This window comes from Aeromicrobium sp. P5_D10 (assembly GCF_054049535.1).
Genome location: NZ_JBFUME010000011.1, coordinates 215365 through 240299 on the forward strand (window position 1 = coordinate 215365; position 24935 = coordinate 240299).

Annotated in this window: 26 protein-coding genes; 9 read left to right on the forward strand and 17 right to left on the reverse strand. The window is 66.2% G+C overall.

Annotated features, from left to right (window positions below):
• Positions 1–49: 49 nt before the first annotated feature.
• The 4 genes from ACXJKC_RS19425 to fabG form a co-directional block, all read right to left on the reverse strand.
• Positions 50–1039: a type IV toxin-antitoxin system AbiEi family antitoxin domain-containing protein gene (locus ACXJKC_RS19425; RefSeq protein ID WP_456698397.1), complete on the reverse strand. Its 990-nt coding sequence runs from the start codon at positions 1037–1039 to the stop codon at positions 50–52.
• A gap of 173 nt (positions 1040–1212) precedes the next feature.
• Entirely contained in the window at positions 1213–1830 is a 618-nt protein-coding gene (locus ACXJKC_RS19430; protein ID WP_456698398.1) for a TetR family transcriptional regulator, read from the reverse strand.
• Between the two features lie 10 nt (positions 1831–1840).
• Positions 1841–2860 carry a phosphotransferase family protein gene (locus tag ACXJKC_RS19435; RefSeq protein WP_456698399.1) on the reverse strand — a complete coding sequence of 340 codons (1020 nt, stop codon included), beginning with the start codon at positions 2858–2860 and terminating at the stop codon, positions 1841–1843.
• A gap of 1 nt (position 2861) precedes the next feature.
• Complete coding sequence (gene fabG, locus ACXJKC_RS19440) at positions 2862–3617, reverse strand: 3-oxoacyl-ACP reductase FabG (protein WP_456698400.1); 756 nt, start codon at positions 3615–3617, stop codon at positions 2862–2864.
• A gap of 159 nt (positions 3618–3776) precedes the next feature.
• Between fabG and ACXJKC_RS19445 the strand changes: the two genes are divergently transcribed.
• Both ACXJKC_RS19445 and ACXJKC_RS19450 read left to right on the forward strand, forming a co-directional pair.
• Entirely contained in the window at positions 3777–5285 is a 1509-nt protein-coding gene (locus ACXJKC_RS19445) for an acyl-CoA carboxylase subunit beta (protein ID WP_456698401.1), read from the forward strand.
• Positions 5285–5512 (forward strand): biotin/lipoyl-binding carrier protein, encoded by a 228-nt coding sequence (locus tag ACXJKC_RS19450; protein ID WP_456698402.1) that lies wholly within the window; start codon positions 5285–5287, stop codon positions 5510–5512. Before ACXJKC_RS19445 ends, ACXJKC_RS19450 begins: the two co-directional genes overlap by 1 nt.
• Before the next feature lie 98 nt (positions 5513–5610).
• Here the strand turns inward: ACXJKC_RS19450 and ACXJKC_RS19455 are convergent, their stop codons facing one another.
• Complete coding sequence (locus ACXJKC_RS19455) at positions 5611–6006, reverse strand: globin (protein WP_456698403.1); 396 nt, start codon at positions 6004–6006, stop codon at positions 5611–5613.
• Positions 6003–6923 carry a mechanosensitive ion channel family protein gene (locus ACXJKC_RS19460; protein ID WP_456698404.1) on the reverse strand — a complete coding sequence of 307 codons (921 nt, stop codon included), beginning with the start codon at positions 6921–6923 and terminating at the stop codon, positions 6003–6005. The genes ACXJKC_RS19455 and ACXJKC_RS19460 overlap by 4 nt, the downstream gene beginning before the upstream one ends.
• A gap of 33 nt (positions 6924–6956) precedes the next feature.
• Here ACXJKC_RS19460 and ACXJKC_RS19465 point away from each other — a divergent pair, with 33 nt between their 5' ends.
• Together ACXJKC_RS19465 and ACXJKC_RS19470 are read left to right on the forward strand one after the other, a co-directional pair.
• Positions 6957–7238, forward strand: coding sequence for a hypothetical protein (locus ACXJKC_RS19465; protein ID WP_456698405.1), 282 nt, complete (start codon positions 6957–6959; stop codon positions 7236–7238).
• Positions 7239–7247: 9 nt separating this feature from the next.
• On the forward strand, positions 7248–7754 hold the full coding sequence (locus tag ACXJKC_RS19470; protein ID WP_456698406.1) for a DoxX family protein: 507 nt from the start codon (positions 7248–7250) through the stop codon (positions 7752–7754).
• On the opposite strand, the gene ACXJKC_RS19475 is transcribed toward ACXJKC_RS19470, so the two are convergent.
• A complete protein-coding gene (locus ACXJKC_RS19475; protein WP_456698407.1) occupies positions 7739–8281 on the reverse strand; it encodes a TetR/AcrR family transcriptional regulator in 543 nt (180 codons plus the stop codon). The two genes, ACXJKC_RS19470 and ACXJKC_RS19475, sit on opposite strands and share 16 nt — an antisense overlap.
• A gap of 154 nt (positions 8282–8435) precedes the next feature.
• On the opposite strand from ACXJKC_RS19475, the gene ACXJKC_RS19480 reads away from it, so the two are divergent.
• Positions 8436–9680 (forward strand): TetR/AcrR family transcriptional regulator, encoded by a 1245-nt coding sequence (locus ACXJKC_RS19480; RefSeq protein WP_456698408.1) that lies wholly within the window; start codon positions 8436–8438, stop codon positions 9678–9680.
• A gap of 1 nt (position 9681) precedes the next feature.
• Here the strand turns inward: ACXJKC_RS19480 and ACXJKC_RS19485 are convergent, their stop codons facing one another.
• Positions 9682–10437, reverse strand: a complete 756-nt coding sequence (locus ACXJKC_RS19485) for an SDR family NAD(P)-dependent oxidoreductase (RefSeq protein WP_456698409.1) — start codon at positions 10435–10437, stop codon at positions 9682–9684.
• A gap of 35 nt (positions 10438–10472) precedes the next feature.
• Complete coding sequence (locus tag ACXJKC_RS19490; RefSeq protein WP_456698410.1) at positions 10473–11633, reverse strand: acyl-CoA dehydrogenase family protein; 1161 nt, start codon at positions 11631–11633, stop codon at positions 10473–10475.
• A 68-nt stretch (positions 11634–11701) separates the two neighbouring features.
• Between ACXJKC_RS19490 and ACXJKC_RS19495 the strand changes: the two genes are divergently transcribed.
• Positions 11702–12310, forward strand: coding sequence for a TetR/AcrR family transcriptional regulator (locus ACXJKC_RS19495; RefSeq protein ID WP_456698411.1), 609 nt, complete (start codon positions 11702–11704; stop codon positions 12308–12310).
• Positions 12307–13281 carry an NAD(P)H-dependent flavin oxidoreductase gene (locus ACXJKC_RS19500; protein WP_456698412.1) on the forward strand — a complete coding sequence of 325 codons (975 nt, stop codon included), beginning with the start codon at positions 12307–12309 and terminating at the stop codon, positions 13279–13281. Before ACXJKC_RS19495 ends, ACXJKC_RS19500 begins: the two co-directional genes overlap by 4 nt.
• A gap of 20 nt (positions 13282–13301) precedes the next feature.
• Here the strand turns inward: ACXJKC_RS19500 and ACXJKC_RS19505 are convergent, their stop codons facing one another.
• The 8 genes from ACXJKC_RS19505 to pepN form a co-directional block, all read right to left on the reverse strand.
• Positions 13302–15833, reverse strand: a complete 2532-nt coding sequence (locus ACXJKC_RS19505; RefSeq protein WP_456698413.1) for an FtsX-like permease family protein — start codon at positions 15831–15833, stop codon at positions 13302–13304.
• A 3-nt stretch (positions 15834–15836) separates the two neighbouring features.
• The gene (locus ACXJKC_RS19510; protein WP_456698414.1) at positions 15837–16565 is read right to left on the reverse strand and encodes an ABC transporter ATP-binding protein; all 729 of its coding nucleotides are present in this window, start codon (positions 16563–16565) and stop codon (positions 15837–15839) included.
• Positions 16562–16759 carry a hypothetical protein gene (locus tag ACXJKC_RS19515; protein WP_456698415.1) on the reverse strand — a complete coding sequence of 66 codons (198 nt, stop codon included), beginning with the start codon at positions 16757–16759 and terminating at the stop codon, positions 16562–16564. Before ACXJKC_RS19515 ends, ACXJKC_RS19510 begins: the two co-directional genes overlap by 4 nt.
• A gap of 116 nt (positions 16760–16875) precedes the next feature.
• Positions 16876–17520, reverse strand: coding sequence for a response regulator (locus tag ACXJKC_RS19520; RefSeq protein ID WP_456698416.1), 645 nt, complete (start codon positions 17518–17520; stop codon positions 16876–16878).
• Positions 17508–18755: a sensor histidine kinase gene (locus ACXJKC_RS19525; protein WP_456698417.1), complete on the reverse strand. Its 1248-nt coding sequence runs from the start codon at positions 18753–18755 to the stop codon at positions 17508–17510. The genes ACXJKC_RS19520 and ACXJKC_RS19525 overlap by 13 nt, the downstream gene beginning before the upstream one ends.
• Positions 18752–19699, reverse strand: a complete 948-nt coding sequence (locus ACXJKC_RS19530; protein ID WP_456698418.1) for a glucosyl-3-phosphoglycerate synthase — start codon at positions 19697–19699, stop codon at positions 18752–18754. The genes ACXJKC_RS19525 and ACXJKC_RS19530 overlap by 4 nt, the downstream gene beginning before the upstream one ends.
• Complete coding sequence (gene folP, locus ACXJKC_RS19535; RefSeq protein WP_456698419.1) at positions 19692–20588, reverse strand: dihydropteroate synthase; 897 nt, start codon at positions 20586–20588, stop codon at positions 19692–19694. Before folP ends, ACXJKC_RS19530 begins: the two co-directional genes overlap by 8 nt.
• A complete protein-coding gene (gene pepN, locus ACXJKC_RS19540; RefSeq protein ID WP_456698420.1) occupies positions 20560–23079 on the reverse strand; it encodes an aminopeptidase N in 2520 nt (839 codons plus the stop codon). The genes folP and pepN overlap by 29 nt, the downstream gene beginning before the upstream one ends.
• A gap of 72 nt (positions 23080–23151) precedes the next feature.
• On the opposite strand from pepN, the gene ACXJKC_RS19545 reads away from it, so the two are divergent.
• Together ACXJKC_RS19545 and ACXJKC_RS19550 are read left to right on the forward strand one after the other, a co-directional pair.
• Positions 23152–24300 (forward strand): glutamate--cysteine ligase, encoded by a 1149-nt coding sequence (locus ACXJKC_RS19545; RefSeq protein WP_456698421.1) that lies wholly within the window; start codon positions 23152–23154, stop codon positions 24298–24300.
• Positions 24297–24935 (forward strand): mycothiol-dependent nitroreductase Rv2466c family protein, encoded by a 639-nt coding sequence (locus tag ACXJKC_RS19550; RefSeq protein ID WP_456698422.1) that lies wholly within the window; start codon positions 24297–24299, stop codon positions 24933–24935. The genes ACXJKC_RS19545 and ACXJKC_RS19550 overlap by 4 nt, the downstream gene beginning before the upstream one ends.

Consider the following 24935-nt stretch of genomic DNA (forward strand, 5'->3'; position numbering starts at 1 on the left):
TTCCGCGGTAGGAGCACGGTTCCCGCGGGAAGAGACGCCGACAGAGGTTTCAGCTCAGCTGGATGTGAGTCGCATTGCGCAGATACAGCTTCTTGGATCGTTGCATCCCCTGGAAGATCGTGCCGGCCGTAGTCGCCTGGGCTTTCGGTGCCAGTCCACTCCAGATCCAGCGGGACATGCCGAGGAACTGGTCGCGGACTAGGTCTTCGCGAATCTTCTCGTCGGCAATGACCTGGCCGACGTCGGTCGAGTACGGATTGAGCCGACCGTACTTGGAGAGTCCATCAAACTCGCCGACGTGGCGATAGCCGCACCAGCAAAAGTCTGTGCGGGCGATGAATCTGCCATTTCCGTCGGCGACGACGTACTGGAGCTCGGGAAAGGGAATCCCGTGTCGCCAGAACATGTGCAGTGACCGGGCCTCGCCGACTGATTCGAGGCGCCCATCCGACAACCGGATCGCGAGTCGCGCCTTGCGGGTGCCTGGCCAGTGGGCGAACTGTCCTCCGCTTTCAACGAGTTCTTCCTTGCTGAACGGGCCTTTGTGCAGGGCAGAGCTCGCCAGGACCAGCCCGGACTCAGTTGTGGTCAGGCTCGCGGTCTCGTACACCGAACGTATGGGCGACGACACCAGGCGACCGTCGAACTCGATGAATGCCCCGGTGGTGTCGGTCGTGCCCTCGTGGAACACGACCCCTGCTTCGGTGCGACCGGAACGTCCGTCGAGCAGAGTCACGTGCACTTTGCTGAGGTCGACGTCGTAGAGGTCATGGCCGTGAATTGCGCTCGCCGAATGGTGGGACGCTCCAACCGCAGGCCCGAGTTTGTCGAGGATCGAATAGGTCACGACGCGATGCTTCTCTTCTGGTGACAGCTTTCGGTAGCTCTCTGTGGGTGCGTAGGTGCCGTGGCGGAGTCGGGTCAGCGTGCCCGTTCGGGTCAGTGCCCGGATCAAACGGTCGCTGCAGCCCAATGAGTTGAGCTGGTGCCGGAAGAGGTAGCCGCCGTTGATCTTGGCGGCGTACGCGAGTTCGTCCATGCCTCGAGCGTCGCTGTTCACGACGGCGCGTACGAGACGCGGAACGGCCCCTGTGGACGGCGGAAGGCGGCTGCCAGGTTGTGGACGACGACTCCCCGCAGCAAGCCTGCTCCTACCGCGGAAAGCTTCCCGAGGGCGGAGCCAGTTTGCCGCGGGACCGTGGTAAACCGTCCCTAGGGGCGTTCGGCGCTCAGAAGGTACGCCGTGAGGAGCCGTTTCAGTTCGATGATCGACTCGGCGTGCTCCTGGCCGTCGCGGATCGAGAAGTTGAGCATCGAGTACACGATGTGCACCAAGACCTCGGCCATGATGGTGCGGCGCTCGCGCGGGGTGCCAGGGGTGAGTGGCCCCAGGAAACGGGCGACCTCGGCGGCCAGCTCCCGCTCGGTGACTGCCGCGGTGGCCCTCGTGGCAGGAGTCGACTGCACCGCTAACCAGACGGCCCGCCGTGACGGGTCATTGGCCCACAGGGCGGCCATGTGGTCGACGAGCCGGTCGAGGAAGCGCAACCAGTCAAGCGACGGGATCGCTTCGGCGAAGCTCTGCAGTTCATGGCGCACCGCGACAGCGTCGACCCGGTCGAGCTCGCACACGATGACGTACTTGTTCTGGAAGAACTGGTACAACGTGCCGATCGGCAGGCCGGCCCGATGGGCGACTTCCTCGCATGTGAACGACTCGAAGCCCACGTCGAGCAAAAGCTCGCGTGCTACCAACAACAGGTGGTCGAACTTCTTGTGGCTACGCTCCTGGGTCGGGCGGCGCCGGGGTTCGAGGATCTCGGCCGTCACGCGCGCAACCCTAGCGTGAAGCGGCGCGTCCTGCGTCGATCAGCGGCACAATCATGTCGCCGAGACCGTCGAATCCGGCTCCGACGGTCTGTCCGCGCGAGTGTCGGAGGTGGATTCCTTCGAGAATCACAGCAAGTTTGAAGAATGCGAGCGAAAGGTGGAAACCGAGGTCATCGACGGCACGGCTTGAGCGGGCCGCATAGCGCTCGACGACCTCGTCGCGGCTCAGATAGCCCGGAGCCCGCGGGGCATCCGTCACGACGGCCCCGGACGAACCGGGAAGTTCGCCGAGTTGCTGATAGGCCAGCATCACGGCAAGGTCGGTCAGCGGATCGCCGAGCGTGCTCATCTCCCAGTCGAGGACTGCGGTGACCTGGTCATCGTCGTCGACCAGCAGATTGTCGAGTCGGAAATCGCCGTGCACGATAGTTCCTTCGCCCGATGCCGGGATGTTCGCGTCGAGATAGGCGACGAGCTCGTCCATACCGGGCAGCTCGCGGCTGGTGGAAGCGACAAGCTGCTTCTTCCAGCGCGCGACCTGGCGATCGAGGTAGCCGTCGGGTCGGCCGAACTCGGTGAGTCCGACGGATCGATAGTCGACCGCGTGCAGCGCGACGAGGGTGTCGACCATGCGTTCGGTGATCGCGCGCGTGCGCTCGGGTCCCAACGGCTCGAGCTGCGACGCGCGACTGTACGGCGTACCGACGACGCGCTCCATGATGTAGAACGGGGCGCCAAGCACCTCGGTGTCCTCGCACAACGCGATCATGCGGGGGACCGGCACCGCGGTGGGTGCCAGCGCGGCCATGACACGGTGCTCGCGGGCCATGTCGTGGGCTGTGGCCAGAACGTGCCCCAGGGGCGGACGCCGAACGACGTAATCGTGCACGCCGTCCTGAACCAAGTAGGTCAGATTGGACTTGCCGCCGGTGAGGAGACTGGCCGTGAACGGCCCGGCAACGGCCTCGGGCTGTCGAGCCCGCAGCCAGTCGGCAACGGTGATGGAGTCGAACCCCTGGGGATCGGTCATGTCAGTTGGTAGGTCCGCCGGCGACGTAGATGACCTGACCGGACACGAAACCGGCGCCTTCACTGACCAGGAACGAGGCGGTGTGGGCGATGTCCTCGGGCTGTCCGACGCGCTGCACGGGGATCTGCTCGGCGCTGAACTTGATGAAGTCGTCGAATGACACCTTCATACGTTCCGCGGTGGCCGCGGTCATGTCGGTCTGGATGAATCCGGGCGCGATCGCATTGGCGGTGACACCGAACTTGCCCAGCTCGATAGCGAGGGTCTTGGTGAAGCCCTGGACGCCGGCCTTGGCCGCCGAGTAGTTCGACTGGCCGCGGTTGCCCAACGCCGACGTGCTCGACAGGTTGACGATCCGGCCGTACTTGGCTTCGGTCATGTACTTCTGGGCGTACTTGGTCATCAGGAACGCGCCACGCAGGTGCACGGCCATGACCAGGTCCCACTCGTCGACCGTCATCTTGAACAGCATGTTGTCGCGGATGATGCCCGCATTGTTGATCAGGACGGTCGGTGCACCGAGTTCGGAGGCGATCCGCTCGATCGCGGCAGCGACCTGCTCCTCCTTGCTGACGTCGGCGCCGACGGCGAGGGCAGTGCCACCGGCGGCGGTGATCGCGTCGACCGTCGTCGCGCACGAAGCCTCGTCGAGGTCGACGACCGCGACCTTGAAGCCGTCGGCGGCCAGTCGCTGCGCCACGCCGGCGCCGATGCCTCGTGCTGCGCCGGTCACCACGGCAGTGCGGGGTTCAGTCACTGTGTTCTCCTCAGGGATAGGTCTAAGCGCTTGCTTAGTAAGGCACGCTATCGCAGTGCGGCGATCCACGCGAGAGACACGCATCCGACACGCTCAGAAGGTGAGGGATTCCTCATCTTTGTGTATAGTTGAGGCATCCCTCATGTTTTAGGAGACGATGTGTCGAAGCTCGACCAACCCGCGGTTGTCGAAGCAGCAACACCAGCCGATCAGCGTGAAACCCTCGCGCAGCGTCGGGCGACCCGGTTCGCCCGGATCGAGCCCAAGGGCAAGCGTGTCTATACCGCCCGTGAGCGCGCCGAGATGCTCGTCGACGACGGTTCATTCGTCGAGATGGCGCCGATGCGTTCGGCAGGAGCCGGCGCAGGCAGTGGCGTCGTGGCCGGTTGGGGCACGACGGACGGTCACTCGGTCGTCGTCGTCTCGCACGATGCCGCGGTCGCCTCCGGTGCCATCGGCGCGGTCATGGCCGAGAGCATCCAAAAGGCCCAGCGGTTCGCGATCGACAAGGGCTACCCGATCGTGTACATCAACGACTCCGGTGGAGCCCGTATCCACGACGGGATCTTCGCCCTCCACGGCTGTGGCGGGATCTTCGCGCTCAACATCGAGGCGCAGAGTCGCATCCCGCAGATCTCGCTGATCCTGGGCCCGTGTGCGGGTGCCGCCGCCTACTCGCCGGCGCTCACGGACTGGACGATCATGGTCAAGGAGCAGGGACAGATGTTCCTGACCGGCCCCGACATCGTCAAGGCCGCGACGGGTGAGGACGCTACTGCCGAAGACATCGGCGGCTCCGCGCTGCACACCAAGACCAGCGGCGTCGCCCATCTCGAGGTCAACTCCGAGGAGGAGGCCTTCGACGCGACCCGGCTGCTGTTGTCGTTCCTGCCGACCCACAAGGGTGGCAAGCAGAAACGGCACGACGCCGTACCGGCGAATCCACACGCGGTCGAGGCGCTGCCGACGCTGGTTCCGGAGAAGTCGAGCATCGTCTTCGACATGAACAAACTGCTCGACGGTGTGCTCGACAACGGTGCCCGACTCGAACTCATGCCGACGCATGCACCGAGCATCCTGACGCTGTTCGCCCGCATCGACGGTCACGCCGTCGGCGTCCTGGCCAATCAGCCGAATGCCCGTGGCGGAATCCTCGACTCCAAGGCGTCGGTCAAGGCCGCGCGGTTCGTGGAGTTCTGCGGCCGCTTCGACCTGCCGGTGCTGACGTTCGTCGACGTGCCCGGCTTCCTGCCCGGCACGGTTGAGGAGGGGCGCGGCGTCATCACGCACGGCGCCAAACTGCTCAAGGCATATGTCGACACCAAGAGCCCCAAGCTGACCGTCGTGGTGCGCAAGTCGTACGGCGGCGCGTACATCGCGATGGGTTCTGCCTCGCTCGGCGCTCACGCCAACTGGGCGTGGTCCAACTCCGAGATCGCTGTGATGGGCCCCGGAGGTGCGGTGGCGTTGCTGCACCGTCGTGCACTCAAGGAGGCCGAGGAGCCGACCGTACTGCGTGACGAACTCGCAGCGGTCTACCGCGAAGAAGTGGCCCGGCCCTATTTGGCTGCCGAAGCCGGCATCGTCGACGACGTCATTCACCCCGAGGAGACCCGCGACCGTATGATCGCCGCGCTGCGTATGTTGACCCACGGATCAGGTGAGTGATGTTCCTCGCTCGCGCAGAGATCGTCTCGAACGTCTGGAAGATCGTCGCCCGCGAGGGTGACCAGGTCGCGGCCGGCGACACCCTGGCCATCCTCGAATCGATGAAGATGGAGATCCCGTTGGTCGCCCAGGTCGGTGGCCACGTCAGCAAGATCCTGGTCGAGTTGGGTCAGATCGTCCAGGAGGGCGATCCGATCATGGAGATAGACGAGACCGCCAGCGCCTGACCCCCGCCGGTCCCCGCGAGTGGTGCATTTTGGACGTCTTGAGACGGCGTGTCAGTCCAGAAGGCACCACTCGGGGGCGGGCTTGCACCACTCGCGGCTCAGTCGGGCGTGTTGATCATGAACGTCGCGGCGTGCTGGACGTAGGCCCAGAACTGGGCGTCCTGCTCCGGCGTCAGCGCGGCCTTGTCGAGTCCTGCGCGAAAGTGGTGCAGCCAGCGTTCACGGGCCGCTGACGTCACCTCGAACGGCGCGTGGCGCATCCGCAGACGCGGGTGACCCCGACGTTCGGAGTACGTCGACGGTCCGCCCCAGTACTGCTGCAGGAACAGGGTGAACCTGTCCTTGGCCGGCTCGAGGTCGGCTTCGGGGTACATGGGTCGAAGAAGGGGGTCGGTGGCGACTCCGTCGTAGAAGACGTCGACGATCAGCTTGATCGTGTCGTATCCGCCGATCCGGTCGTAGAAGGTCTGCTCTCCACCGCTCTGCTCGCTCATGTCTGCTCCTCTTCGGTGGTCGTGCGGAATGTCGTGGGGATCCGGATGCCCTCTTCGTCGAAGCGCGCCTTGACCCGCTGGCGCATCGCGCGCGCCACGAGCCACTGCTTCATGGGCGCGGTCTTCAGCACCACCCGAACCACGGCGCCGTCCTTGTCGAACCGTTCGACGCCCCACACCTCGGGCGGTTCGATGATGACGCCGGCGAACTGGGCATCGGCGTACAGGCTGTTGGCCTCGTCCTGCAGGATCTGCTGCACCCGGTCGAGGTCCGCGTCGTAGCCCACGGTGATGTCGAGGACGGTCCGTGACCAGTTCTGGCTCTGGTTGCCGACCCGCAGCACTTCTCCGTTGCGGACGTGCCACACCGTGCCGTTGACATCGCGCAGCCGGGTCACGCGCAGACCGACAGCCTCGACCGTACCGGCCGCGAGCCCCAGGTCGACGATGTCACCGACGCCGAACTGGTCCTCGAAGATCATGAAGGTCCCGGCCAGGAAGTCCTTGACCAGATTCTGGGCGCCGAAGCCGAGTGCGACGCCCACGATTCCGGCGCTCGCGATGATCGGTGCGATATCGATCGAGAGCTTGGCCAGGACCATGACGGTCACCACGGCCATGATGAGGCCCGTGGCGGCACTCTTGAGTAGCGATCCCATGGCCTCGGTGCGCTGCTGGCGACGCTCGTACGATTCGGGACGCAGGTCCGCGAGGAACTCGCCGGCGCGGGTATTGGCGATGACGCCGGGGACTGCGCCCCGGTTGGCCTGCCTGACCAGTTTGTCGATCGCGCGGCACACGAACCAGCGGAACAACAGTCCGACCGCGATGATCAGCGCAATGGCGCCGGGCGTCGCCACGAACCAGTCGTAGGCCTTGCCCTCAGGCAGCTTCCAGTCGATGTCGAGGTGAGGCACGCCTCCAGCCTACGGGTGGCTAGGATTGACCCCATGAGGACTCCTGCTCGCGTGCTCGGTCTCGCGCTTTCGTTCGTGGTCATGTTCGTTGCCGGCACGGGTGCGGCGCTCGCCGATCAGCCCGCCGGCCCGGCCTGGCCCGATGGGGAGGGGCGCAGCACTCTCGACACGCTGTTGCTGTTCGGTGGTGGAACTGTGGTCCTGTTCATCGTGATCTCGCTGTTCGGACTGCTGACGGCCCGCAACAACTATGTTCCTCCCGCGCCGAGCAGCGAGGTCGCCACGACCGGCGGCAAGGCTCCGGCGCAGCACTAGAACCCGGTGATGACGGAGAACGAGCTCAACCTGGGCCTGCTGATCCTGCGCCTGGCGTTGGGGCCCATGCTGCTCCTTCACGGCTGCAACAAGGTGTGGGGCGGCGGCGGTCTGGCGGGGACAGAAGGCTGGTTCCGCAGCCTCGGCCTGCGGCCTGCCTGGCTCCACGCCCGGATCGCACCGGTCAACGAGATCGGTGCCGGCATCCTCATGACGCTCGGACTGCTCAACGGGCTTGCCGCCATGGCGTTCGTCGGTCTCATGCTGGTGGCGACGTTCACCGATCACCGTGGCAAGGGCTACTTCGTCTTCAAGGGCGGTTGGGAGTACACCGTCCTGGTCGCGATGGCGGCCGTCGCGATCGCCGCCCTCGGGCCCGGAGCCTGGTCACTCGATCACGCATTCGGCCTCGATCTCGCCGGGACCGGCTGGGCTGTTGCTGCTGCGCTCGGTGGAGCTGCCGCGGCAGCGGTTCTGATGGCTGTCTCCTACCGGCCGAATCAGCCGACTTCCTGACCGCCGGGGCCGAATGTCCGCGCGGTGCGGTCGATCAGGTCGGCCAAGCGTTCGAGTTCTGTAGCGTTCACGGGGCGCTCGAGAACGATGCTCCGGACGAACAAGAACGCCGGTCCGAGCAGCGCGATCATGCTCGCGGTGTCGTCATCGAGTTCGCCGCCGGATGCCTCGATCGCGGCGTCGCGAAGCGGGCCGACCAGTACCTGAGCGAACTGTTCGTCGATCGCCGCGCGCCGACTCGGATCGGCGCGCTGGATCGATACCAGGCACAACACCAGATTGGGACGATCGGCGAACAAGTCGCGGATCGACTCCAGTGACCAGTCCTGGGCAAGGGTCACCGACTGCACGGCCGCCAGGGCGAGGTCGGTCTTGGTTGGCCAGAAATGGTAGATCGTGGTGAGGCTGACCCCGGCTCGTTCGGCGATCGCTCTCATGGCCAGACCCGCCCAGCCGCCCTCGACGATCAGTTCGACGGTGGCGTCGAGGATGACCTGTCTGCGGTGGTTCTCGGGAGCGGGTGACACATTCGTCAGAGTATGCGAAGTTATCGGGCAGCGGCCAGATGATCGACTCCCACGGTGAGCGGACTGGCTGAATTCGGCTACCGTTGGAGTCGAAAGTGACGGATCGTGCGTCACTCAATCCGGGGGGAAGGGCACTATGTCGAGCATAGGGCCGGTGCAACGTCGTGCCAGCTACGGTCCGACGAGTCCGCAAATCGGGCGCCGGGGGAGTCTGACCCGCGACAGGATCATCGCCGAGACACTGCAACTGCTGGCACGCCAAGGCTTTCAGGACACGACGGTCCATGACATCGCCGAAGCAGCCGAGATGTCCCGTGCGACGTTGTACCAGTACTTCGCGAGCAAGGACGAGATCGTCCGGGAGCTGCTCGACGAGTGCAGTACCGCGCTGATCGAGGTGGTCGACGGGATCGGCCAGCTGGGACCGACAGCACAAGGATTCGAGCAACTACGACGTTGGATCGACGAGTGGAGTGCCGTCCACGATCGATACGGTGTCTTGTTCGTCCGGTGGGCCGGCGTCGACCTGCCCGGGGGTCTCGGCACCCTGCAGGAGTACGAACACCGCCTCACACATCTCTTGCGCGCAGGTGGTCTCAGCGCGATGAGTCCAGACGATGCCAGCACCTTGGTGACCGATGTCGTCCACCGGTTCAACTACCTGCGGTTCGCCGAGCCCGACTCACTCGTCCACCGGCCCGGAGCGGCCGACGAGGTCGCGATCGCGCTGCAACTCGTCCTGTTTCCTGCGACGCCCCACAACGTGCTGTCGGCCTGTCGGGCACAGCACGATGAGCCGTCGGCGGAGTTCGTCGTGACGCGTCGTGCCCGATCGTCCCGTCTGGACGACATCACGGCGGATCTGACGCCTCGCAGCTCTACGACCGTGCGCCGGATCGTGGATGCGGGAGCCGAGGCCTTCGCCGAACAGGGCTATCACCGAGCCCACTTGGACGAGATCCTGCGGCAGGCCGGATTCGCCCGAGGCACCTTCTACAAGTACTTCGCCGACAAAGCCGATCTGCTCTTGGTCCTGGCCGATGAATTCGAGGATCTGGCCTTCGCCCACATCCTTGCGCTCGGCGATGTCACGATGGGCGCCGGCGGTGTGTCCGAACGCCTCGACTGGACGCGCCGGCTTCTGGAACTTCGCAATGCCCATCTCGGGGTCATGCGTGCATTGATCGACCTGTCGCCCCACAGCAAGGAACTCGACGAGAGCCGCGAGCGGTTCCATCAGTTGGTCATGGTCGTGTTCGGATCTGTCGTGGAGACCGCCGAGCTGCACGACATCGTGGCCGCGTGGAGTGTGCAGGTCGTGATGATCGGTGCGCTCGACAGACTCCCGACGGCAGAGGCGCTGGCGACCGTGCTGGAACGTTGCCTGTTCGGCAACTGAGTCAGCGCGGAGCCATCCGCAGCGCACCGTCCATGCGGATCGTCTCGCCGTTGAGGTAGTCGTGATCGATGATCATCGAGACGAGCTTGGCGTACTCGGCCGGTTCGCACAGGCGCTGCGGGAACGGGACGCCGGCGGCTAGGCCGGCGCGGAACTCCTCGCTGACCGTCGCGAGCATCGGGGTGTTGACGATGCCGGGCGCGATCGTGCAGACGCGGATGCCGTATTGCGCGAGATCGCGGGCCGCCGGCAAGGTCATGCCGACGATTCCGCCCTTGGACGAGGCATAGGCGACCTGTCCGATCTGCCCGTCGTAGGCCGCGATCGACGCGGTGTTGACGATGACACCGCGCTGCCCGTTCTCATCGGCCTGGTTCTGGGCGATCGCCTCGGACGCCAGAGCGAGCACCGTGAAGCTGCCGACCAGATTGATCTGGACGACCTTGGCGTACATGCCGAGATCGTGAACGCCCTTGCGACCCAGGATGCGGGCCGACGGGCCGATACCGGCGCAATTGACGACAGACCGCAGGGGAGCGCCCTCATTCGCGGTGGCGACAGCCGCGCGGACCTGATCCTCGTCGGTCACGTCAGCGGCGAGGTACGTGACCCCGTCCACGGCCGGGGCCTGTTCGATCGACCCCTGCAGATCGAGCGCGAACACCGAAGCGCCCTTCTCGGCGAGCAGGGCTGCTGTGGCCGCGCCGAGTCCGGAGGCTCCGCCGGTGACGATCGCGGCTGTGTCGTTGAGTTGCATGCTGCTCCTGAGAGGTAGAGGTCGTTGGGGGCGGGTCAGCGCGCGAGACTGCGGCTGATGACGAGTCGCTGGATCTGGTTGGTGCCTTCGAAGATCTGCATGACCTTGGCTTCGCGCATGAAGCGCTCCACGGGGAAGTCCTTGGTGTAACCGGCGCCGCCGAGGACCTGCACCGCGTCGGTCGTGACCTTCATGGCGTTGTCGGTGCAGACCATCTTGGCGATCGAGGCCTGACGCGAGAACCGTCGCCCGGCGTCCCTCAGCCGTGCCGCGGCGAGATATGTCGCCCGAGCAGATTCGACCGCGGCCGACATATCGGCCAGGACGAAGCCGAGGCCCTGGTGGTCGATGATGGCCTTGCCGAACGTCTCGCGTTCCTTGGCGTAGGCCACCGCGACGTCGAGGGCTTCCTGCGCCAGGCCCGTGGCCACGGCGGCGATGCCGAGGCGGCCCGAGTCGAGCCCGGCCAGAGCGATCGAGAGGCCCTGTCCTTCGTCCCCGAGGCGCCGGTGTGCCGGGATGCGGACCTCCTCGAACAGCATCGTGGACGTTGTGGAGCTCATCAGCCCCATCTTGTTCTCGGGTGTGTCCGCCGTGAGGCCCGGAGTGTCGGCCGGGACGAGGAAACAGGAGATCCCGGACCCCTTGCTCCCTGAGCCAGTCGAAGGGTCGGAGGTGCGGGCCATGACCTTGTAGAAGTCGGCCTGGCCACCATGGGTCGTCCAGGCTTTGGCGCCGTTGAGGACGTAGTGATCGCCATCGCGGACGGCTTTGGTCCGCATCGCGGCCGGATCCGAGCCCGCATGCGCCTCGGACAGACAGTAGGCGCCGAGCTGTTCGCCCGACAGCATCTCGGGCAGCCATTCGGCCTTCTGCTCGGGGGTGCCGGCGGTGAAGAGGCCGAAGCACGACAGCGCATGGACGCTGACTCCGACTCCGACACTGGCCGAGGCCGACGCGATCTCCTCGAGGGCCTGCAGGTAGACCTCGTACGACTGGCCGGCACCGTTGAACTCCTCGGGATACGGCAGGCTCAACAACCCCGCGCGGCCGAGTGTGCGGAAGATATCGCGGGGGAACTCGGCTCTCGCATCGAGCTCGCCGATCTTGGGGCGCAGCTCCTTGCCGACGATCTCGCGGGTCAGCTGGATGAGATCGTCGGATTCCGCGGTGGGCATGAGACGTTCTGCCGGCATGGGCAACCTCTTTCAGCAGGGTGTACGCGCAACTGTACTGGAGTATGATCTCTGGTACTGTCTCGGCCATGGCCGAAAGAGCATCCGCTGGTCGTCCCGCGACCCTCGTGCTCGAACTCGTCGACCTGATCGCCGCCCGTGGATTCATCTCGCTCGGCGTCGCCGACATCGCGGCAGAACTCAACTGCTCCAAGAGCACGTTGTATGCGATCGCTCCCAGCAAGGAGCAGCTGCTGGTTGTCGTGGTGCGCGCATTCTTCAAGCGAGCCACCGAACGGATCGAGGAATCCGTCGACCGTCGGTCGACGCCGGTCGAACAGATTCACAGCTATCTGACGGCGGTCTCGGTCGAACTGGCCTCCGCCTCTCCGCAGTTCTACGCGGACCTCGAAGTCTTCTCACCGGCCGGCGAGATCTACCAGCACAACACCCAGGTCGCGGCCGCCAGGGTCGCCGATCTGGTGCGGCAGGCCCGACCGGACGCCGACTCGTCCTTCCTCGGAGCCGTCGCGGCGCTCACGATGGCCTCGATCCACCGCGGCGACATCGCGCGGGAGACCGGCCTCGACGATTCTGCGGCCTACCGCGCACTTGCCAGTCTCATGGTCGCCGGGCTGTCCGGCGATCCCCGAACTCCCCACTCCCAAACTCCTCACTCCCAAAGGACGTCCTCATGATCCGTACCCCCTTCACCGAGCAGTTCGGCGTGCAGCACCCGATCGTCTGCGGCGGTATGACGGGCCTCGGCACCGCTGAACTGATCTCGGCAGTCGCCAACGCCGGTGCCCTTGGATTCCTGACGGCCTTGACCCAGCCCACTCCTGAGGCGCTGGCCAAGGAGATCGTGCGCACCCGGGAGCTGACCGACAAGCCCTTCGGCGTCAATCTCACGATCCTGCCGACGATCAATCCTGTTCCGTACGACGAGTACCGCGCCGCGATCGTCGAAGCGGGTATCACCGTCGTGGAGACGGCCGGCTCGAGTCCCGAACCGCATCTGCCCGACTTCCACGGCGCCGGCATCAAGGTCATCCACAAGGCGACGTCGGTGCGTCATGCACTGTCGGCCGAACGCAAGGGTGTCGATGCGATCAGCATCGACGGCTTCGAGTGCGCCGGGCACCCCGGTGAGGACGATGTGCCCGGCCTGATCCTGATCCCGGCTGCGGTCCAGCAACTGTCGATCCCGGTGATCGCCAGCGGCGGTATCGCCAACGGACAGGGACTGGCAGCGGCGCTTGCGCTGGGTGCTGTCGCGGTCAATATGGGCACCCGGTTCATGGCCACGGCAGAGGCGCCGATCCATGCCAACGTCAAGCAGCAGCTCGTCGACAACGACGAGCGCGACACCGTGCTGGTGTTCCGCAAGTTCCGCAACACTGCCCGCGTCGTGCGCAACAAGATCTCGGAGGAGATCGTCGAGATCTCCGAACGCGAGGGCACGACATTCGACGACATCGCGGCCCTCGCCTCGGGTGCTCGCGGCCGGCAGAATGTGCTCGCCGAAGGCAAGATGGACGACGGCATGTGGTGGGCGGGTCAGACCCAGGGCCTGATCCACGATGTCGCCCCGGTCAAGGACGTCGTCGAGACGATCGTCGCCGACGCCGAGGCGATCATCCGGAAGCTGCCGACGCTGGTCGGCTGAGTCGGCGTCCACTCGGGGACTCAACTTCTCGACGTCAGGGGTGAGGATCGCAGGAGCGACCTGGCGGGCAGCTCGACTGAGGCGGTTGTGAGAACGACGATGAATAAGGCCGTCGCAGGCATCAGCCATATCGGCCCTGCCGGCCACGGACGACCGAGGAACCCGATGCCGAGGAAGGCCAAGGGCAACGCCGCCACGGCGAATCCGGCGATCGATGACATCGCACCGGCGATCAACGCCTCCCGACGTGTTATCGCCAGGATCTGGCGCCGGGTGGCTCCGGCCAGACGCAGCGCGGACAGTTCGCCACCACGCTGTGCGGTCGTCGCCACGATGCGGTTGGCGATCGTGAGCGACAAGTAGCCCAGCAGCACCGCAATGGTCGCGATGTTGAGCCACAGGGTAGGCGATGCGAGCGACTGACCGGTGTCGTCGCGGGTGGACCCGATGCTCAGGCCGGGCCGGGACGCGGTGAACGATTCGAGAGCTCGGGCCGCGTTCGGAGTGTCGTCGACTCGGACGAGGACGCTCTGGTCGAGGCCGGAGGTCGTGTGCCCCTCAGCGAGGTCGCGGGACAACACGATCGAACCGAAACCGAGGGTCCGGTCATAGACCGCGACAACGCGCGCTCGGACCTCGGATCCGTCACCCAGGGTCAGATCGACCGATCGACCCACTGCGGCATCTCGTGAATCCGCAATATCTCGGCCGACCGCGACGGTGTCACCCTCAAGCGCTTCCAGGCTCCCGTGCCGTACGTCCAGATCGAGCACGCCCGGGGCCTGGGGGGTGAGGATCATGGCCGGTTCGGCCGTGATCTCAAGCTCACCCAGCACGCGGTGTGGCCAGACGACGGACGTCCTCGATACGGGTGCGGCATCACGGACCCCGCTCAGGTCGCGCACCTGGTCCACGACGTCGCGGGGCACCCCGCCGAGCTGGTCGGCCGTGATGCGGTGCTGGGCCGACGTCCCAGCATGCTCGGAGTCGGCCGTGGCCTGCAGCAGCGTCGTCTGGGACAGCGCATAGGTCAGCGTGAAGACGATCAGCATCGTCGAGGCCGTGATGACACCCGCGAACCGCGTGGCGAACACGCGCATGTTGGCTATCGCGAGCCAAGTCGTGGCCGAAGCGCGTCGCGGTACCCGGGCGGCGATCGCGTCGCCCGCACGACGAAGGAGAGCAGGGCCCGCGATGGCCAGGCCGATCGCCGCGACGATCCCGGCTGTCGAGGTCATTGCTGCGCTGATCTCGGACGTGACGATCAGCGGCGCGCCCGAAAGGGTCACTGCGGCCAGGATCGTGAGTACGCCGACGCGCGCGCGGATAGTCGATCCGGAGCGAGCAGCACTGGACGACTCAACGACGGCGCGTGTGGGTGCGAGCCGCGACGTCCGCCAGGAGGCTGCTCGGGCCGACAGTTGGACGACGCAGACCATCGACACGACAGCGGCAGCGGCCGGCAGGGGACTGAACGTCAGGGGCAGAGAGGCGGGCAGGATGTCGACAGCTCTCAGCAGCCGACCGAGCTGACCGGCGAGGAGATACCCGAGCGCGAGCCCAGGAGCCATGGCGAGCAGGGCGATCGCGGTGGCCTCGCCCGCGACGAGGTGGCGAACTTGGCGGGGGGTGCCACCGACGGACCGGATCAGGGCGAGCGATCGACGTTGTCCGGCAACCGAGACCGCCACAGCTCCGGCGACGACGAATCCCACGAGCATCATGACGATTCCTGCCAGCGAGCCGGCCACGAGCAACAGCGTGCTCCGGGCGGCCGCGACGTCTGGGGCAATGGCGTCGCCACGGACGGCACCGGTCGATACGACCAGGCCGGAACCGCGCACCTCACGGCGTATCACCGACGCGATCTGTTCGGTCGACCCCCGGTCGACCCGTAGGCCGATCAGGTCGATGCTTCGGGTCACCGAGCGACCGTCGAGGGCCGCCAACCGGGTCGCGGTCCGATCGGAGAAGAAGAGATCGTCACCGGCGCCGTCGATGATCGCCGACACCCGATAGTTCTGCGGGGGGCGTCCGGCAGCCGCGACGCCAACGAGGTCACCGACGGTCACCTGCGCGCTCGAGGCCGCCCGGGAACCGAGAGCGACCTGATGGTCGGCCGACGGCGGTGTGCCGTCTGTCCGGTGTTCGCCCAGCAGGTGCGTGGATGACCAGCCGTGTGCGGCGGACGCCCGCAGATCCGTCGTGTCGACGATCCTCCCGTCCGTGTCGAGGAGCGCGGCCGGGAACGTGATGTCGCCGACTGAGCGATGGACGCCGGGTACGTCCTGGAGATCAGCCGCCAGGCTGGTGGAGAGCCGATGGCGTTCCGGAAGGGCGGCAGCGAAGTCCGCCGACGCGTCCACGCTCTGCTTCCCACTGACCACGATGTCAGCGCCGGCGAGGCGTCCGGTCGGCGCGTGGGATCGGAGGCCCGATTCGGCCAGCACGCCGGTGGCGGTGACGAGGGCGGCCCCGCCGAGGACGGCGCAGGCCACCGCGATCAACGAGGTGAGGCGGTGACGAGCCATGCGCATCGCGAGCGTGATCATGTCTCAGTCCCGGCTCAAGGCGATGAGGTGGTTCGCCAGATCGGCGGCGTCGGGTCGGGGCACGGTGTGGACGATGCATCCGTCCGCCATGACGACTGCGGTGTCGGCACGAGCTGCGACGGCGGGATCATGGGTCACCATCACCACGGTCTGTCGAAGCTCGTCGGCCACATCGCGGAACAGATCGAGCACGTCATTGGCCGTTCGCAGATCGAGAGCACCGGTGGGCTCGTCGGCGAACACCACGGCGGGCCGGGTGACCAGCGCTCGTGCGATGGCTGCACGTTGCTGCTGCCCGCCGGAGAGCTCGGCTGGACGGTGCGAGAGACGGCCGCTCAGCCCGACCCGTTCCACGAGCGAGGCGACCCAGTCGGCGTCCGGTTCGCGCCCCGCGAGCCTCAGCGGAAGGGTGATGTTGTCGGCGACGCTCAGCGCTGGGACGAGGTTGTAGGACTGGAAGACGAAGCCGACCAGCTCACGCCGTAGCTCGGTACGGCGGGTCTCGTTCAGAGCGCGGGTCTCATGGCCATCGATCTGGACGCTGCCGCTGGTGGGGAGGTCGAGCGCAGCGGCGCAGTGCATGAGTGTCGACTTGCCCGATCCGGACGGTCCCATCACGGCGAGGAAGTCCCCGCGACCGACGGCAAGGGAGACGTCGTGCAGAGCGCGCACGCCACCTTCGTAGGTCCGGGTCACGTCGATCAGCTCGATGGCCGGTTGGACGTCGTTCATGCGCGCGACCGTCGCCAGTCGGCGATCAGCGCTGCGGCGCATACCGCGCTGACGAGCCCGAACACCAGATGGACCGCCAGGCCCGGATCGCCGAGCGACGCGACGGAGTTGCCGAAGACGCTGATGACCAGCAATGACCACAAAATGGCCCGGACGACACGGTGGGCGGTTCGAGGTGCGGGAGGAGTGAACATGTGAGCGTCCTGACGTGTGGGAATGTACGTCATCGACGCTACGAGCCCGGGACGTCCGCCACGATCCCGTCGGCTACCCGAATCGTGGTACAGCCTGCACTACCTCGAAGTGGAGGTCAGCGTCCGAGATACTGCAGGACGGCGGCGACCCGTCGATCGGCCCGGTCGTCCGGCGCCAGATCGAGCTTCGCGAAGATATTGCGCACGTGCTTGTGGATCGCGCCTTCGGTGATGAAGAGCCGGTCGGCGATGGCGCTGTTGCCGAGTCCCTCTGCCATCAGCGCCAGGACTTGGTCCTCGCGTCCAGTGAGGCGCGAGAGCCGAGGATCGCGGTTGTTGCGGGTGAGCAGTTGCGCCACGACCTCCGGATCCAGCGATGTCCCGCCCGAAGCCACACGGTGCAGCGCGTCGAGGAACTCCTCCACCCGGCCGACGCGTTCCTTCAGGAGATAGCCGAGACCGTCGACGCCGTGGCTGAGCAGCTCGGTCGCGAATGCCTGCTCGACGTAGGCGGACAGTACAAGGATCGCCAGGCCCGGCTGTCTGTTCCTGGCTTCGACGGCAGCGACGATTCCTTCGTCGGTGTGGGTCGGCGGCATACGGACATCGACGACGGCGATGTCTGGTCGGTGCTCGTCAATCGCTGTCAGGAAGTCGGGGGCGTTCGCTGCCGTCGCCACGACGTCGAGCGATTCGGCCCGCAACAGCAAGGCCAGACCTTCGCGGAGCAGCGGGTCGTCCTCGGCGATCACGATCCGCATGGCAGCCTCGCGTGCAAGATCGTCGGTCCGCCGCTGGGACTGTTGACGTCGAGCGTCCCGTCGTGCGCCTCGATCCTCCGGCGGATACCGGTGAGCCCGGATCCGCCGGTCTCGTCCGCGCCGCCACGTCCGTCATCGGCGACGACGATGTCGAGGTGGCCGTCGATGATGTGCACGGTCACGGATGCCAGATGCGCCTGGCTGTGACGAGAGACGTTGGTCAGGGCCTCGGCGACCATGAAGTAGGCGCTGGCCTCGATGGAGGCGGGACAACGCACTCCAGTTGTGACATCGACGGTCGTGGGGACCGCGGACGTCGTCGCGAGACCCGAGATGGCCCCATCGAGCCCCCGGTCGGCCAGGACGGGTGGCAAGATTCCCCGGACCGTGGAGCGCAGCTCGCCGAGAGCATGCTCGACGGCGGTCTGGGCCTGTTCCAGCAGCTCGTCGGCACCGCGGACGTCCTTCGAGAGCTTGCGGCGGGCGGCTCCGATCATGACGGTGGCGGCGACCAGAGGGTTCTGTGCGCTGTCGTGCAGGGAGCGTTCGATACGTCGCAGCTCGGTGGCATGCGCGTCGAGCGCCGCGGCACGGCTGGCAGTCAGCACCGCGATCCGCAGGGGCAGATCGGTCCCGGGCGGCGGGGGAAGGAGCTTGCGGCCGCTGGTCGCCTGGAGTCGGGCCAGTCGTGGGCACAGCACGATCGTCAGCACGAGCCACCCGGCCGCTGACACCGCCACCAGAAAGGCACCTGCCCAAGAGTCGATGACCCAGAACCACAAGGCGGCCGCGGCCTCCCCGTCGGGTGCAAGCCACCACCACAATGGGAAGGTCAGATCGCGGACCACGAAAACTGGCAGGAGGATCCCGACCAGACCGATCAGCAGGCCTCCCGTGGCATGGAGGGCGAGCCACGTGACCTCACGACGGATCATCTGATCGCGGATGGCCGGCCGCAACTGAGACGGACCCGGCGGGGCTCCGACCACCTCCGGACCCCAGGAGCTCAGCCGTGCCCGCTCTCGATCGGCGGTGGCGCGCAATCTACGGAGTGCGTCAGGCACGAGAAGCAGCCCGATACCGACCACGGACAAGGTGAGGACCACGAGCATCCACGCGAGCGTCAGGACGGCCAGCAACGCCGTGCCGAGACCGCCGGCGAGCTGCTGGATCGAGATCACGGTCGCCGTCCGCCGAAACGAGCTGCGGCCGGGCGAAAGATCTTGCGAGGTCACGGAGCGTCCACCACCTCGTCCATCGGGGGACGCTGGTACGTCGTGGTTGAGCGTTTCGACATCTGCATCGCGGCACCGTCGCGGTGGAACACCACGGCGGTGCTGTCGACGGCGTGATCGGAGGCTGGATCGCCGCGCAGTTCGAAGGCGGCCTGAACGTGCTGGGCCATCGCGCTCAGCGCCGCGAGATCCTGATGGCGGTGCAACCGGAGTCCGAGATCGACCTGTGCCATCGCGTCGAGGCCGTGATTGCGCAGCACATCGATCATGAGACCGATGTCGACGCCGTAATCCGAGACGTAGGGGACGGCGCGGAGAGCCTCGACCCGGAATGCGCACTCCCCGGCGAGGGGCTGCACGAATCCCGCCAGCAGGGGGGCCCGATCGAGGATCAGCGGTCGCGCGACGAGTTCAGTGACCCGTCCGCCGCCCGACGACCGGGCCGGTCCTGACGACCAGGGGCGGTCATAGAACGCTTTGACGAACACGGTCTCGGGATCGGACAGCAACGGGCCCAGCAGGCCGATCACGAAGTCGGCGGTGAACTCCTGGACGTCGGCGTCGAGATATATGCCGATATCGCCCGACATCACCGCGAGTGCCTTCCACATCGCCTCGCCCTTGCCGCGGCGGCTGCCGACCTCGGGCAGCACCTGGTCGACGTGGAAAACTGTGGCACCGGCGGTCCTGGCGATATCGGACGTGTCGTCGCTGGAGTGCGAGTCGATCACGATGATCTCGTCGACCAAGGCGATCCGCTCCATCAGTTCGGTGCGTAGCGTCTTGACGATCGCACCGATCGTGGCGGCCTCGTCCTTGGCCGGGATCAGGATGCTGACCCGCGTCTGCCCTTTGGCGATCAACAGTGCCGCCGGGTCGAACTGGTCCCAGCGATACGTGCGGGAGCCGAACCAGGCCGAGGTCTGGGCAAAGGGATCAGGCAAGGCCGCGCACCACCCGGGCCGGCACCCGGTCGCCGCGGATGCTGGCGATCATCTCCAGGACACGCAATGTGCCCGGTACGTCGTGGGCGCGGAAGATCGCGGCGCCCCGATCGGCCGCGAGGGCCGTGGCCGCGAGGGTGCCCTCATGGCGCTGGTCGACCGGACGGCCGAGCGTCTCGCCGATGAAGTCCTTGTTCGACAAAGCCATCAGCACCGGCCACCGGGTCGCCACGAGCTCGTCGGCCCGGCGCAGCAGTTCCAGACCGTGCCAGGTGTTCTTGCCGAAGTCGTGCGTCGGATCGATCACGATGCCCTCGCGCGGGACGCCGCGGGCCACGAGCGCCTCGGCAGCGGCGGTGGTCTGCGCGATGACATCGCCCACGATGTCGTCGTAGTGCACCCGATGCGGGCGGGTGCGCGGGACGGCGCCTCCGGTGTGCGAGCACACGAATCCCAGACCGTACTCGGCCGCGACATCGCCGAGAGAGGCATCCGCGCCGGCCCACGTGTCGTTGATGATGTCGGCTCCCGCGGCGGCGCACTGCCGGCCGACCTCGGCGCGCCAGGTGTCGATACTCAAGACGGCGTCGGGAAACTCCTCGCGCACCGCCGCCAGGAACGGGACCGTGCGGCGGATCTCCTCGTCGACGTCGACGGCGTCACCGGGACCGGCTTTGACGCCGCCCACGTCGATGATGTCGGCGCCCTCGGCTAACGCCTGCCGTACTGCCTCACGTGCCGCGCCGTCGGCGTACGTCGCACCCTTGTCGAAGAACGAGTCGGGAGTGCGGTTGACGATCGCCATGACAAGCGCGCGATCACGCACCAGTCGTCGTCCGCGGAACGTGAGGTCCACAGTGTCAGAACGCAGCTTGCGCCGTGAGCGCACGGGCGAGGTCGTCGCGGCCCTCGGAGACGTAGCGGATCGCGGCAGCGTTCGCGGTTGTCGTGGCGAGCCAGGCGTCGACCTTCTCCAACGCCGACTGCGACGGATTGGCGAGCGGGAACAGATGGATCAGGGCGACCTGACCGATCCAGACACCGAGATCGTCGATGACGGTATTGGCCATCTCGAGGTACCGGTCGACGTAGGGCTCCAAGATCTGGGCCTGACCCGGCACCTGGAATGCGGCCGCAGTCTGACGTCGAGTCTCGTTCGGCGTCTTGGGATCGACCGCGACGACCTGCCAGGCCGCCTCCTTGGCAGCTGCGGACGGACGGATCGTGCGAGCCGCGGCCGCGCGCTCCTGGCCCGAGATCGTGTTGTCCCGTTCCTGCTCGGCAGCGATCTGTGCCTCGTCGGCGTCATCGAGACGCGCCAGCGCCGTGATGAGGGTCCAGCGCAGATCGGTGTCGATCGTGAGGCCCTCCAGTTCACCGGCCAGCAGTGCCCGCACGTGCGCCGGGTCGGTCGCGGCCGACGCGAAGGCGCGCACGAGGGCGAGCTGGTGGTCACTGCCGGGCTCGGCCGCAACGACCAGGTCGTGCAGCCCCTTCTCCCAGCGGGCGGCGAGGGCAGGACGTGCCGCATCGCTCGTGTAGTAGTGGACCGCGCCGCTGCCCTGACGCAGTAGCGAACCGACTGCGGTCAGATCGGATTCAGAGCCCACACCGGCCAGCACCAACGTGACGAAGTCGGCACCCGACAGCTCGGCATCGCGGGTCATGTCCCACGCCGAACCCCAGCACAGGGCACGTGGCAGCGATTCGGTGAACGTCGCGATGCTCTCGACCAGCGTCGAGAACGAGCGCTCGTCGAGGCGGATCTTGGCGTACGTGAGGTCGTCATCGTTGAGCAGGATCAGGTCGGGCTGCTGCTGACCGATGAGCTCGGCGATATCGGTCGACGCGCCGCGGATGTCGGTCTCGACCCGGTGGGTACGTACGAGTTTTCCATCGACACGGTTGTACAGGCCGATCGCGATGCGGTGACGCCGCAGCGTCGGGTACGCCTCTATGGCCGACTGCTGCACCGCGAACGACGTGAAGATGCCATCGGCGTCGGTCTCGAACTCGGCGCGCAGCGTGTTGACACCGGACGTCTGCAGCCATTCCGCAGCCCAGTCGCCGAGTTCGCGTCCCGAAGCGGCTTCGAGCTCGACCAGGAGATCCTTCAGCTCGGTGTTGCCGTACGCGTGCTTGCCGAAGTAGGCGCGCAGACCCGCGAAGAAGTCCTTCTCGCCGACCCAGGCCACGAGTTGCTTGAGCGCCGAGGCGCCCTTGGCGTACGTGATGCCGTCGAAGTTGGCTTCGACCGCGTGCAGATCGTAGTTGTCGGCCGCGATGGGGTGCGTCGACGGCAGCTGGTCCTGGCGGTAGGCCCAGTTCTTGCGGGCATTCGTGAAGCTCGTCCAGGAGTCCTTGAAGCGGGTCGCATTGGTCGAGGCGTGCGAGGCCGCGAACTCGGCGAACGACTCGTTGAGCCACAGATCGTCCCACCACTTCATGGTCACGAGATCGCCGAACCACATATGCGCCATCTCGTGCAGGATCGTGTTGGCGCGGCTCTCGTAGGCCGCGACGGTCTGCCGGCTGCGGAAGATCATCTCGTCGCGGAACGTCACGGCTCCGGCGTTCTCCATCGCACCCATGTTGTACTCGGGCACGAACAGCTGGTCGTACTTGCCGAACGGGTACGCCATCTCGAAGGCACCCTCGAAGAACTCGAAGCCCTGCTTGGTGATGAGGAAGATGTCGTCGGCGTCGAGGTGTTCACGTACCGACTGACGGCAGAAGATTCCGAGCGGGATCTCGTCGTAGGCGCCACGGTAGGAGTCGGTGACTGAGACGTACTCGCCGGCGATCAGGGCCGTGATGTAGGTCGACATTTTCTTGGTCGGCGCGAAGTGCCACGTGCTCGTGCCCTCCGCAGCGCCTTCGGGCTCAGGGGTGGGGGAGTTCGACACGACGGCCCAGTGTGACGGCGCGGTGACGTGGAATGTGAACACGGCCTTGAGGTCGGGCTGCTCGAATGTCGCGAACACGCGACGGGCATCCGGTACCTCGAACTGCGTGTAGAGGTACACCTTGTCGTCGGCGGGGTCGACGAACCGGTGCAGACCCTCGCCGGAGCGCGAGTAGGCGCATGTCGCTTCGACGACCAGGGTGTTGGTCTCCTGAAGGTCCGACAGCGCGATGCGGTTGTCGACGTACGCCGCGGTGTCGACCGGGCTTCCGTTGAGCGTTATCGACGAGACTTCGGCATCGACGAGGTCGACGAACGTCGAGGCGCCGGGGGTGCCCCCGAAATCGATCGTCGTGACCGAGCCGAAGCGGGTCTCTGAGTCGAGGGTGAGGTCGAGCTGCACGTCGTAGGTCTCGGTGGAGACGACAGATGCGCGCTCGCTGGCTTCTTCGCGGGTGAGATTCGTACCAGGCATATCGCCATGCTTTCACGGTCCCGGAGTTTGGGCGAAGCGGGTGATGTGCCAAGACTCGGGCAGGATAGGGACATGCCCATTGCCTTCGCGCAGTCCAGACGCTCGACGGTCGGCATCGAGTGGGAGCTGGCTCTCGTCGATTCGGACTCCGGTGATCTGCGCCAGGTGGCCCAGACGGTGCTCGATGCGGTCGTTCCGCGAGGTCTCGACCAGCATCCGCACATCCGTCAGGAGCTGTTGCTCAACACCGTCGAAGTGGTTTCGGGCATATGCGCCAACGTCGCCGAGGCGGGCGCTGACCTGCAACGTGCGATCGACGAGATCCGGACCGTCACCGATCCGCTGAGGGTCGAGCTGATGTGTGCCGGAACCCATCCGTTCGCGGCCTGGAATCACCAAAAGGTCACCGACAAAGAACGTTATGCGCGGTTGATCGACCGGACCCAGTGGTGGGGCCGGCAAATGCTGATCTACGGCGTGCACGTGCATGTCGGCATCGAGGATCGTGACAAAGTACTCCCGATCAGTCGGGCGCTGCTGACGGTCTACGGACATTTGCAGGCACTCAGTGCGTCCTCGCCGTTCTGGGGTGGCCGTGAGACGGGTTACGCCTCCAACCGCGCTCTGATGTTCCAACAGCTTCCGACAGCAGGGCTGCCATTCCAGTTCGAGGAGTGGAGCCAGCTCGAACGCTATGTCGACGACATGCTGCACACCGGCGTGATCGATTCGTTCGACGAGATTCGCTGGGACCTTCGACCGTCGCCGAAGTTCGGCACCTTGGAGGTGCGGGTTTGCGACGGGATCCCGACGATGTCCGAGCTGCTCAGCATCTCTGCCCTCACGCACTGCCTGGTCGAGTACTTCTCGACCCAGCTCGACGAAGGTCGCGAGCTTCCGACGATCCCGCCGTGGTTCGCGCAGGAGAACAAGTGGCGGTCGGCCCGCTACGGCATGGACGCGATCTTGATCCTCGACAAAGAGGGCAATGAAGATCTCGTCACGACCGATCTGCATCGCTGGCTCGACCGACTCGAACCCGTGGCGGATCGCCTCGGATGTGTCGACGAACTGGCCGGGATCCACGACATCATCGCGCGCGGGGCGTCGTATCAGCGGCAGCGACGGGTCGCCGCGATCAACGCCGGAGAGCTCGACGCCGTGGTCGGATCCCTGGTCGAGGAAATGCGGGCGGGTCATCCGGTGTTGCACCCGTCATGACTTCCACTGACGCTGTTGAAACTGAACTTGTTGGAAAAGAGACCGTCGACTTCTGGTTCGACCCGCTGTGCCCGTTCGCGTGGATCACGTCGCGTTGGATGCTGGAGGTGGAGAAGGTCCGCGATGTCGAGACGCACTTCCACGTCATGAGCCTTTCGGTGCTCAATTCGGGCAAAGACGTGCCCGACGAGTACAAAGAGATGATCGAACGCGGTTGGGGCCCGGTCAGGATCGCGATCGCGGTCGAACAGCAACACGGCCGCGCCGCGGTCCGTGAGTTCTACACCGCGATCGGCACACGTCACCACAACGAGGGTCGGGAGTTCGACACCGCGATGTTCGAGGAATCCCTTGCTGCGGCAGGCCTGCCGGTCGAGCTGGCCAAGGCCGCCGACGACCCGTCGCTCGATGACGCGGTGCGGGCTTCCCATCAAGTCGGCATCGACAAGGTGGGCGAGGACGTCGGCACCCCGGTCATCGAGATCGCCGGCTCGGCGTTCTTCGGCCCGGTCCTGCAGAGCATCCCCAAGGGTGAGACGGCCGGTTCGGTGTTCGACGGCGCCCGTGCACTTGCGGCGTTCCCGGACTTCTTCGAGCTCAAGCGGACCCGGAAGGGCGAGTTGTCGTTCGACTGA

Excerpts from the sequence above, each read along its gene's own strand:
- ACXJKC_RS19470 (WP_456698406.1), top strand. The coding sequence starts at position 7,248 with ATGACGGAGAACGAGCTCAACCTGGGCCTGCTGATCCTGCGCCTGGCG.
- ACXJKC_RS19550 (WP_456698422.1), top strand. The coding sequence starts at position 24,297 with ATGACTTCCACTGACGCTGTTGAAACTGAACTTGTTGGAAAAGAGACC.
- ACXJKC_RS19545 (WP_456698421.1), top strand. The coding sequence starts at position 23,152 with ATGCCCATTGCCTTCGCGCAGTCCAGACGCTCGACGGTCGGCATCGAG.
- ACXJKC_RS19510 (WP_456698414.1), bottom strand. The coding sequence starts at position 16,565 with ATGAACGACGTCCAACCGGCCATCGAGCTGATCGACGTGACCCGGACC.
- ACXJKC_RS19425 (WP_456698397.1), bottom strand. The coding sequence starts at position 1,039 with ATGGACGAACTCGCGTACGCCGCCAAGATCAACGGCGGCTACCTCTTC.
- pepN (WP_456698420.1), bottom strand. The coding sequence starts at position 23,079 with ATGCCTGGTACGAATCTCACCCGCGAAGAAGCCAGCGAGCGCGCATCT.
- ACXJKC_RS19490 (WP_456698410.1), bottom strand. The coding sequence starts at position 11,633 with ATGCCGGCAGAACGTCTCATGCCCACCGCGGAATCCGACGATCTCATC.
- ACXJKC_RS19465 (WP_456698405.1), top strand. The coding sequence starts at position 6,957 with ATGAGGACTCCTGCTCGCGTGCTCGGTCTCGCGCTTTCGTTCGTGGTC.
- ACXJKC_RS19455 (WP_456698403.1), bottom strand. The coding sequence starts at position 6,006 with ATGAGCGAGCAGAGCGGTGGAGAGCAGACCTTCTACGACCGGATCGGC.
- ACXJKC_RS19515 (WP_456698415.1), bottom strand. The coding sequence starts at position 16,759 with ATGTTCACTCCTCCCGCACCTCGAACCGCCCACCGTGTCGTCCGGGCC.
- ACXJKC_RS19495 (WP_456698411.1), top strand. The coding sequence starts at position 11,702 with ATGGCCGAAAGAGCATCCGCTGGTCGTCCCGCGACCCTCGTGCTCGAA.
- ACXJKC_RS19505 (WP_456698413.1), bottom strand. The coding sequence starts at position 15,833 with ATGATCACGCTCGCGATGCGCATGGCTCGTCACCGCCTCACCTCGTTG.
- ACXJKC_RS19485 (WP_456698409.1), bottom strand. The coding sequence starts at position 10,437 with ATGCAACTCAACGACACAGCCGCGATCGTCACCGGCGGAGCCTCCGGA.
- ACXJKC_RS19500 (WP_456698412.1), top strand. The coding sequence starts at position 12,307 with ATGATCCGTACCCCCTTCACCGAGCAGTTCGGCGTGCAGCACCCGATC.
- ACXJKC_RS19450 (WP_456698402.1), top strand. The coding sequence starts at position 5,285 with ATGTTCCTCGCTCGCGCAGAGATCGTCTCGAACGTCTGGAAGATCGTC.
- ACXJKC_RS19520 (WP_456698416.1), bottom strand. The coding sequence starts at position 17,520 with ATGCGGATCGTGATCGCCGAGGACGACCCGCTGCTCCGCGAAGGTCTG.
- ACXJKC_RS19435 (WP_456698399.1), bottom strand. The coding sequence starts at position 2,860 with ATGACCGATCCCCAGGGGTTCGACTCCATCACCGTTGCCGACTGGCTG.